Origin of the sequence: Streptomyces sp. ADMS, assembly GCF_033441795.1 — a bacterium.
Classification (GTDB): domain Bacteria; phylum Actinomycetota; class Actinomycetes; order Streptomycetales; family Streptomycetaceae; genus Streptomyces.
Genome location: NZ_JAVFVX010000113.1, coordinates 1 through 8,430, shown reverse-complemented (window position 1 = coordinate 8,430; position 8,430 = coordinate 1). Strand labels below are relative to the sequence as shown.

The following is an 8,430-nucleotide window of genomic DNA, read 5'->3' as shown; positions in this document are numbered from 1 at the left end:
CCCGGCGGAAGCCACCACCCGAGGGACGCTCGTCACGGCGCTCGAAGGAACGGCCACCACGGTCGTTGTCACGGTTGAAGCCACCCGACGGACGCTCGTCACGGCGGTCGCGGCGCTCGTAGTTGCCCCGCTCGTCACGGCGCGGACGCTCCTCGCGCACCTGCGCCTCCGCGACGGCCGACGCCTCGGCAGCGGCCTCCGCGACGACGACGGCGGCAGCGGCCTCGGCCACGGCGGCCACAGCCGCCTCCGGGTCCTCGCCCCGCTCGCGCGCCGCACGCGCGGTCAGCCGGTCGGCCTCCTCGCGCAGTTCGGAAGCACGGCGCGTGGCGCGCTCCAGCTCCTTGGTGAGCTGCGAGACCTCACGCTCGGCCTGCTGCGCGGAGTTGCCCGCGGACTCGGCCTGGACCTCGGTCATCGAACGGGCGCCGGTGATCTCCGCGACGTCCGGCTCGAAGGCCGCGCCGCCCTGGATGATGTGGCGCGAGGCGTCGACGCCCGCGTCCTCCATCAGGCGGAAGATCTGCCGGCGCTGGTGCGGCAGGGAGAGCGACACGACCGTGCCGGAACGGCCCGCGCGGGCCGTACGGCCGGAGCGGTGCAGGTAGTCCTTGTGGTCGCCGGCCGGGTCCACGTTCAGGACCAGGTCGATGCCGTCGACGTGGATGCCGCGGGCGGCGACGTCGGTGGCGACGAGGGCGTTGACGTAGCCCTTCTTGAAGTCCTCGAGCACGCGGGTACGCGCGCCCTGCGTCATACCGCCGTGCAGCGCGTCGGCCTTCACACCGGACTCGCAGAGCTGCTCGGCGATGCGGTCCGCGCCCAGCTGGGTGCGGACGAAGATGATCGTGCGGCCCTTGCGGGAGGCGATCGCGGCCGTGACCGGAGCCTTGTCCTTGGGCTTCACGATGAGGATGTGGTGGGACATCGTCGTGACGTTGCCCTGGGCGCTGTCGACCTCGTGCGTGACCGGGTTGGTCAGGTAGCGCTTGACCAGCGTGGAGATCTCGTTCTCCATCGTGGCCGAGAACAGCATGCGCTGGCCGCCGCCCGGGATCTGGTCGAGCAGCTCGGTGACCTCGGGCAGGAAGCCCAGGTCGGACATCTGGTCGGCCTCGTCGAGGACGGCGACCTCGACGTTCGCCAGGGAGCAGGCGCCGCGGTTGATGATGTCGCGGAGGCGGCCGGGCGTGGCGACGAGGACGTCGACGCCGCGCTCCAGGGCGTACATCTGGTTGCTCATCGACGTGCCGCCGCAGACGACCTTCATCTTCAGGCCGAGGACGTCGCCGTACGGCTGGAGGGCGTCCGCGACCTGCATCGCGAGCTCACGGGTCGGCGTGAGGATGATGCCGCGGGGCTTCTTCTTCTCGGTGTGGCCGCCGGACAGCTTCGTCAGCAGCGGGAGACCGAAGGAGAGGGTCTTGCCGGAGCCGGTGCGGCCACGGCCGAGGATGTCCTTGCCGGCCAGGGCGTCCGGGATGGTCGCGGCCTGGATCGGGAAGGGGCTGGTCACACCGTTCTGCGTGAGCTTGCGCACGACGCCCTCGGGGAGACCGAGATCGGTGAAGGTGATCTGCGGCTCGCCGGACTCGGTGTCGGCGACGTCGGTGTCGGTGCCGATGTCGGCGGCCGTCTGCGCGAGGTCGAGGTCGATGGCCTCGTCGTTCTCGTTCTCGGGCACGACGATGTGATCAGTACTGGAAATGGACATGCGAATGCGAAACCTTCCGGAGTCTCGTCGGCACGCGCCCGTCAACTCCGTGATTTCGCAAGTCGACCGCCTCAATGCGGTCAGCCACGGCAAGGGAGAGTACGCGCCACACGCGGCGCGTCTATTGAAGGCGCCAGGCAATGGGATCAAACGATCTACCACCATACGCACCCACCACCACCTTAGGCAAACTGGGTACCGTCCGCGCAGGTCAGCAGCCTTTCGCAACCCCCGTCAGGCGGGCTCCCCGGCCTCCGGCTCCGGCTCCCGCGTCCCCAGTTGCGGCTGGGCCTGCTGCGGCTGCACCGATGACGACGGTTCCGCGACCGGAGACGACGGCGGGGGCGGAGGGGGCGTCGGCGACTCGACCGGCGGCTCCGGAGTCGGCTCGGCGGTCTTCGTCGGCGTCGGCTGAGCCCTGGTCGGCGAGGGCGCACCGGGCTCGACGGACCCGGCAGCGCCGTCCCCGGGCTCGGCGGGCGCCGAGGCCGGCATGCTCTGTCCGGCGGACGGCGAGGCACCCGGGGAAGCGGGCGCCTCACTCGCGTCCTTCGCGTCCCCCTTGCCCTTCCCGTGCCCCCGCCTGCCGTCGCCCCCGGACTTGCCGGCCCACCCGGAACCGCCGCCGCTGGTCACCGCCGTGCCCCCGTCCGGCGCCTCCCCGCCCTTCTGGTCGGCGGAGTGGGAGGGCTTGACCCGGCCGCCTTCGTCGTCGCCCACGCTCATACAGCCGGCGGCAGCGGCGACGGCCACGACCGTGGCGGCCAGACGGACAGGTACATGCAAGGGGCACACGAGCAGCCACCTCCGGTGGGGAGTCGAGGAGTCAACGTGCTCAACTCCCGTCGCCCACAAGAAGACACGCGCCCCGCACCAGCCTCCGCACGCCCCGCCCCGGCCCGTCAGCAGAACCCTCGACGGGCGAGACCGCCCGCCATGGCCGCCGGGCGGACGCGGTGGCCCGGCAGACCGGCCGCCGCCGGCCTCGATGAGCAGGCAGGCGACCCGACCGGCGCACGGACGACACCCCATCCCGGCCCGCCCCACCCCCGGCCCCGTCAGCCGTAGCCGAGCGCGTGCAGCCGCTCGTCGTCGATTCCGAAATGATGTGCGATCTCGTGTACGACGGTCACCTCGGTCTCCGCGACCACGTCGTCGCGCGTCTCGCACATCCGCAGGGTCGGCCCCCGGTAGATCGTGATCCGGTCGGGCAGCACCCCCGCGTACCACTCCCCGCGATCGGTCAGCGGCGTCCCCTCGTACAGTCCGAGCAGCTCGGGATCGTCCGCCGGGGGTTCGTCCTCGACGAACACCGCGACGTTGTCCATCAGCCGCGTCAGCTCCGGCGGAATATGGTCGAGGGCCTCGGCGACCAGTTCCTCGAACTCCTCGCGCGTCATCTCCAGCACACGCCCATTGTCGGGTACAGGCCGCCCGTACGGGGGTCACGGACCCGGACCTCATGAAAGCCGTGCCCGCCACCTCCCCGCATAGCCGCGCCACGCCTTGGGCATACGGGACCAATGGCACGCGTACCCGCCGACACCCCGCGCCCCAAAGGCCCTGGCACCACCACCCCCCGCCCGCTCAGTCGCTCCCTGACCGCCCTCACCGGCCACTACCACGCCCGCCGCGCGCACCCGGTCGCCGAGCTGGTCCATCAGCCGCACCCGTGGACCCGCGCCCTGGGTCTGGTCGCGGTGGTCCTACTGGGTGCCTGGCTCGGGCTGCTGATCGTCGGCAACGTACGCACCCCGGTCGGCCCGATGAACACCACGATGACGCTGCGCCCCTCCCTCACCGGCGGCACGAAGATCAACGTCTCCCCGCTGGGCGCCCTGGAACTGAGCAGCCACACAGCACCGGTCCGCCTCGACGTGAACGTCGACCAGCTGGACCCGGTCCGCGCCCAGGCCCTCGTCGACCATCCCGAACGCCTCTCCGGCCTCCAGGAAGAGGTCGCCCAGGACGTCGGCAGCGGCACCCTCGACCTGGCCCTGCGCTCCTGCGTGGCCGTCGTGTCCGGAGCCACCGCCCTCGGCCTCGCGGTCTACCGCCGCCCCCGCCGGGCCCTGGCGGCCGGCGGCCTCGCCCTCACCCTCCTGATGGCGTCGGGAGCGACGGCGTACGCGACCTGGAACCCCAAGTCGGTCCTGGAACCGAAGTTCTCCGGGCTCCTCTCCTCGGCGCCCTCCCTGGTGGGCAACGCGCGCAGCATAGTCAGCGAATTCGACATCTACCAGAAGGAGTTGGCGCGTCTGGTGACCAATGTGACGAAGCTGTACGACGTCACGTCCACGCTCCCGACCTACCAGCCCGACCCGGCCACGATCCGCGTCCTGCATGTGTCGGACATCCATCTCAACCCGGTGAGCTGGAAGATCATCGCGTCGCTGGTGGAGCAGTACGAGATCAACGTCATCGTCGACACCGGCGACACCATGGACCACGGCACGGCCGCCGAGAACGGCTTCCTGGACCCGATCAGGGACCTGGGGGCCCCGTACGTCTGGGTCCGCGGCAACCACGACTCGCAGCTCACCCAGCGCTATCTGCAGCGCATGAAGAACGTGCACGTCCTGGACGAGGGCCGCGCGGTCACCGTCGGGGGGCTGCGCTTCGCGGGCATCGGCGACCCGGCGTTCACTCCGGACCGCTCGGCCGGCGAGGAGGACGGCGGCCCGGACCAGGAGCTGGCGGGCGACCGCCTGGCCTCGGCCATCCGCGACCAGCGGACCCTGGGCACCCCGGTCGACATCGCGATGGCCCACGAGCCGGACGCGGCCCGGCGGACGGACGGTGAGGTCCCGCTCGTCCTGGCCGGGCATCTCCACCACGCGGAGATGGAGGTCATGGAGAAGGGCACGCGCCTGCGTATCGAGGGCTCGACGGGCGGCAGCGGGCTGCGCGCCCTGGAGAAGCGGAACCCGGACCAGATCGAGGCGTCCGTGCTCTACCTGGACCGTGACACCCGTCGCCTCCAGGCGTGGGACGAGATCAAACTGGGCGGGCTGGGGCTGACCACGGCGGAGGTGAGCCGCCATCTGCCGAAGGAGAACCAGCCGGGCGCGACACCGGCACCCTCGCCCACTTCGCCCTCCTCACCTCCCGCTTCCTCCCTCTCCCCGTCCCTGTCTCCGTCCCGGTCACCCTCCTCCACCCCGACCCCGTAAACCGTTTTGGCGAACCTCCCCGGCATCACCTATGCTTCTCACGTCCCCGACGCGCTGCAAAGCGCCCAGGCGGGCCGATAGCCCTCATCGTCTAGCGGCCTAGGACGCCGCCCTTTCAAGGCGGTAGCACGGGTTCGAATCCCGTTGGGGGCACTGGTAAGTACGGTTGGCGGCATCCCGCATCAGGGATGGCCGCCATTTCGTGCTTTTCGGGAACAGGCATGCACGGGCCACAGTCGCCCGACGCGACGCCGGGCGCCAGCGACGGCCCAACTCCGGTCGGCGGGTCGGCGGCCGGGAATGTCAGGCGGTCGGCTCTTCGGGTACGGGTTGCTCGGCGGGCCCGCCGTCGGCGTGCGCGGCGCCCCGCCCACCCGTACCGGCTTCGTCCGTGTCGGGGACCTCGGGGTCGGGCCGCTCGTCCGGCGCCGGGCCCGCCGGGTCGTCGTCCACTTCCCAGTGGTCCTCGTCGGCGCCCGCCTGCTGGTCGGGCATGTCCCTCGGGACGAGCTTCGGCCCGGGCTCCTGCGCCTCGTCCCCGTCGTTGTCGGGGGTGTCTGTGCGGTAGTCGCTCACGGCGCTGTCCCTTCGTCGACGGAACTCGATCATGCACGCGGGTACCCCGCGAGGCGACCGCTAGGCCACCGGCCGCAGGGCCACCGCTCGATCGTGCCCTGAATGGTGGGGTGCCGAGAGGCGCCTTCGCGCCCGGCCGGTCCGCCGCGCGTGGCGAGGTTCCCGGTCACCCGGGAGCGCGGACGCGCTCACCGCGTCACTGGTCGCCTTCGGGGCTTCTGGCGTGCGGAGCCGTCGACTGCAGCTCACGTCGGCCATCGGTCGCATGTGCGACATCGTGCCGAGCGAGGAGGGACAGCAGCTCCGCGACACTCAGCCCCTCGTCTGCGGGGTGCCGCAGGATGGTCCCGTTCTCGATCCGGTACGTGTTGGAGCGTCCCTGGCGGGTGTGCGTGAGATAACCGGCCGCCTCGAGATCCGCGACGATCTTCTGGACGGCACGCTCGGTGAGCCTGCAACGTGCGGCCATGTCACGGATGCGGACGGTGGGATTCTCCGCGATCGCAGCCAGCACACGGGAGTGGTTGGTGAGGAACGTCCATCCAGTATGTGACTCGGGTACTTCGCGCATGCCGACAGGATAGGCCGATAGATTCGCGAATTCAAAAGGGTGAACTTGATTTCATGTATCTCTTGACGTACGACGGTCTCTGGACCGAGGCTTGAGGAGGCACCAACAGACCGATGCCTACGGAGTGGCCGCAATGTCAGAACGCGCAGTTGCCACGCAGCTCACGGTGGCGGACAAAGTCCCCTTGGCACCGGCCGTCGCTCGGTGGACCGACGGTGGGACGCCCCTGCTCGGGATCGAGACACACCCCTCGGGCTACAAAACGCTCGTCGTGGTGTCCGGTGCGATCGACATCGTCTCCGAGCAGGCACTGCACAACGGCCTGCGCCAGGCCCTCACCCGCTCGGACCGCGGCATCGATCTCGATCTGAGCGGCGTGGACTTCTGCGACTGCTCCGGACTCAACGTCCTGCTGCGCCTCCGCAGGCGGGCCCTGGACGACGGCAAGATCATCACTATTCGGGCGGCCGGCGCCGCGGTGTTCCGGCTTCTCTCGATCACCGGCACACTGCCTCTGTTCACCGTCGACGGCGAGACCGACGAAACCGCCGTCCCGGGCGAGGCCGACGAAGCCGTCCCGCCTCCGGACACGCCCCCAGCGGCGGCGACAACCCTCGGGGCGGACATCACCGCGCTCGGCGAATCGAACCAGGATCTGCGGATCGAGGTGGTCCAGCTCCGCCGGGCCATGCAGACGCGGCCCGTCATCGACCTCGCCCGGGGCGTCCTCATGGCGTCCTTCGGCCTGAGCTCCGAGGATGCCTGGCAGGTTCTGGTCGCCGTCTCCCAGAACACCAACACCAAACTGCACGAGGTGGCCGACAGCCTCGTCGGCGCCGTCACGGGTGACGCGCTCCCCGAGCCGGTGCGGCTGCGGATCGCCGAGACCGTCGCCGAACTCCGGACAGCGTCAGAGGACCCTGATCCGGTGGCCTCCTGGGGCAGAGAAGAGTGGCGGGAGGAACGGTAGAGGGGAGGAGCGGCTCGCCTGCGGAGGCGCATCACCCCTCGGGGGTCGCGATCCGCAGCGGCGTCGGTCCCGGGGGCGCTGCTTCGGCCCTCTTCTGGGTCATCTCCGCTTCCCGGGTGATCTCCGTCCACCACGACCCGCCGTCCTCGACGCACCGCAACAGCACTCCCTCGCGGATGGCCCACGGGCAGATGGTGAGCGTCTTGATGCCCATCAGCTTCATCGCCGTGTGCCCCACCACCGCTCCGGCCAGACTCTGCGGGGCCCGGGGCGCGGAGACGCCGGGGAGCGTCGCCCGCTCGGCCGCCGGCAGGGCCGCGAGTCGCCGCAGGCACGCGCCAAGATCCGCCCGGTCCAGCTGCCGCGCCACGAACAGACCCTGGCGCCCGGGTGCGGCACCGCAGAGCCGGGCCAGTTGCTGGAAGGTCCGCGAGGTCGCCACCGCCATGTGCGGCCCCTCCCAGCTGAGCCGTGCGGCAACATCCCGCAGCTCATGGCGCACTCTGCGGCGCAGCGCCTTCAGGTCCTCCTCGGACGGCGGGTCCTGGCCGGGGAAGAACTCCCGGGTCAGCCGGCCCGCACCGAGCGGCAGCGAAGCCGCGAAGTCGGGCAGCCGGCCGCGCCCGAAGGCCACCTCAAGCGAACCGCCACCGATGTCGAACAGCACGAGAGACCCGGCGCGCCAGCCCATCCACCGCCGGGCGCCCAGAAACGTGAGCGCGGCCTCGACCTCTCCCGGCAGCGTGCACAGTGGTACGCCGGTCTCGACCCGTACGGCCCGCAGCACGTCGAGCCGGTTCGGTGCGGAACGCACGACCGCCGTCGCGAAGGCCAGCGGCTCTCCGGCACCCCAGCGCCGGGCGGTCCCGGCGGCCGAGTCGACCGCTTGCACGAGCTGCCGCACGGCTCTCTCGGGGATCTTTCCACCGGGTTCCACCTGCTCGGAGAGTCGCAGCCGCCATTTCGCCGTGTGCGCCGGCAGGGGAACACCGTTCTCGGTGTCCGCGACCATCAGCCGAACCGTGTTCGAACCCACATCGAGCACACTCATCCGCATGGGACCGGAAGTACCCGGTGCCGGGCCCCCCACTCCCTCCGACACGCACTCAGCCGCCCCCGGGAGCGCCCGGGAACCCGGACCGCACACCCCGCGACCTGCGTCATCGCGTGCGCGGAGCTGCCCCCGTGGTCTGATACGCTTTTCCAGCGACATCGGCCAGCCAGCCAGCCTCCAACCGGTCACCCAGAACCACCAGATCGGCGACGGCGAGCAGGCAGTCCGGGGTTCGCGGTCAGCGTCGGTTCACGGCGGGAAATCCCGTTGGGAGCACGCGAGACGGTGTGCGAGACTTACTTCGCACACAACAGCAAGGTCCTGTGGAGCAGTTTGGAGTGCTCGCCACCCTGTCAAGGTGGAGGCCGCGGG

Annotated in this window: 8 protein-coding genes and 1 tRNA gene; 3 read left to right on the top strand and 6 right to left on the bottom strand. The window is 70.9% G+C overall.

Going from position 1 to position 8,430, the window contains the following annotated elements; genetic code table 11:
- From RB628_RS33130 to RB628_RS33120, 3 genes are all read right to left on the bottom strand, one after another.
- The coding region (locus RB628_RS33130) for a DEAD/DEAH box helicase (protein WP_318324318.1) at positions 1-1,714 on the bottom strand (1,714 nt) is incomplete at its 3' end.
- Between the two features lie 234 nt (positions 1,715-1,948).
- Entirely contained in the window at positions 1,949-2,509 is a 561-nt protein-coding gene (locus RB628_RS33125; protein ID WP_318324317.1) for a hypothetical protein, read from the bottom strand.
- Between the two features lie 263 nt (positions 2,510-2,772).
- A complete protein-coding gene (locus tag RB628_RS33120; protein WP_318324316.1) occupies positions 2,773-3,123 on the bottom strand; it encodes a metallopeptidase family protein in 351 nt (116 codons plus the stop codon).
- Between the two features lie 114 nt (positions 3,124-3,237).
- Between RB628_RS33120 and RB628_RS33115 the strand changes: the two genes are divergently transcribed.
- Both RB628_RS33115 and RB628_RS33110 read left to right on the top strand, forming a co-directional pair.
- On the top strand, positions 3,238-4,887 hold the full coding sequence (locus RB628_RS33115; protein WP_318324315.1) for a metallophosphoesterase family protein: 1,650 nt from the start codon (positions 3,238-3,240) through the stop codon (positions 4,885-4,887).
- An 80-nt stretch (positions 4,888-4,967) separates the two neighbouring features.
- Positions 4,968-5,040: transfer RNA gene (locus RB628_RS33110), tRNA-Glu, on the top strand.
- 150 nt (positions 5,041-5,190) lie between these two features.
- On the opposite strand, the gene RB628_RS33105 is transcribed toward RB628_RS33110, so the two are convergent.
- Together RB628_RS33105 and RB628_RS33100 are read right to left on the bottom strand one after the other, a co-directional pair.
- Positions 5,191-5,463, bottom strand: a complete 273-nt coding sequence (locus tag RB628_RS33105) for a hypothetical protein (protein WP_318324314.1) — start codon at positions 5,461-5,463, stop codon at positions 5,191-5,193.
- 196 nt (positions 5,464-5,659) lie between these two features.
- Positions 5,660-6,034: a helix-turn-helix domain-containing protein gene (locus tag RB628_RS33100; RefSeq protein ID WP_318324313.1), complete on the bottom strand. Its 375-nt coding sequence runs from the start codon at positions 6,032-6,034 to the stop codon at positions 5,660-5,662.
- Positions 6,035-6,167: 133 nt separating this feature from the next.
- On the opposite strand from RB628_RS33100, the gene RB628_RS33095 reads away from it, so the two are divergent.
- Positions 6,168-7,004, top strand: coding sequence for an ANTAR domain-containing protein (locus RB628_RS33095; RefSeq protein WP_318324312.1), 837 nt, complete (start codon positions 6,168-6,170; stop codon positions 7,002-7,004).
- A 31-nt stretch (positions 7,005-7,035) separates the two neighbouring features.
- On the opposite strand, the gene RB628_RS33090 is transcribed toward RB628_RS33095, so the two are convergent.
- Positions 7,036-8,061: a Ppx/GppA family phosphatase gene (locus RB628_RS33090; protein WP_318324311.1), complete on the bottom strand. Its 1,026-nt coding sequence runs from the start codon at positions 8,059-8,061 to the stop codon at positions 7,036-7,038.
- Positions 8,062-8,430: the final 369 nt, after the last annotated feature.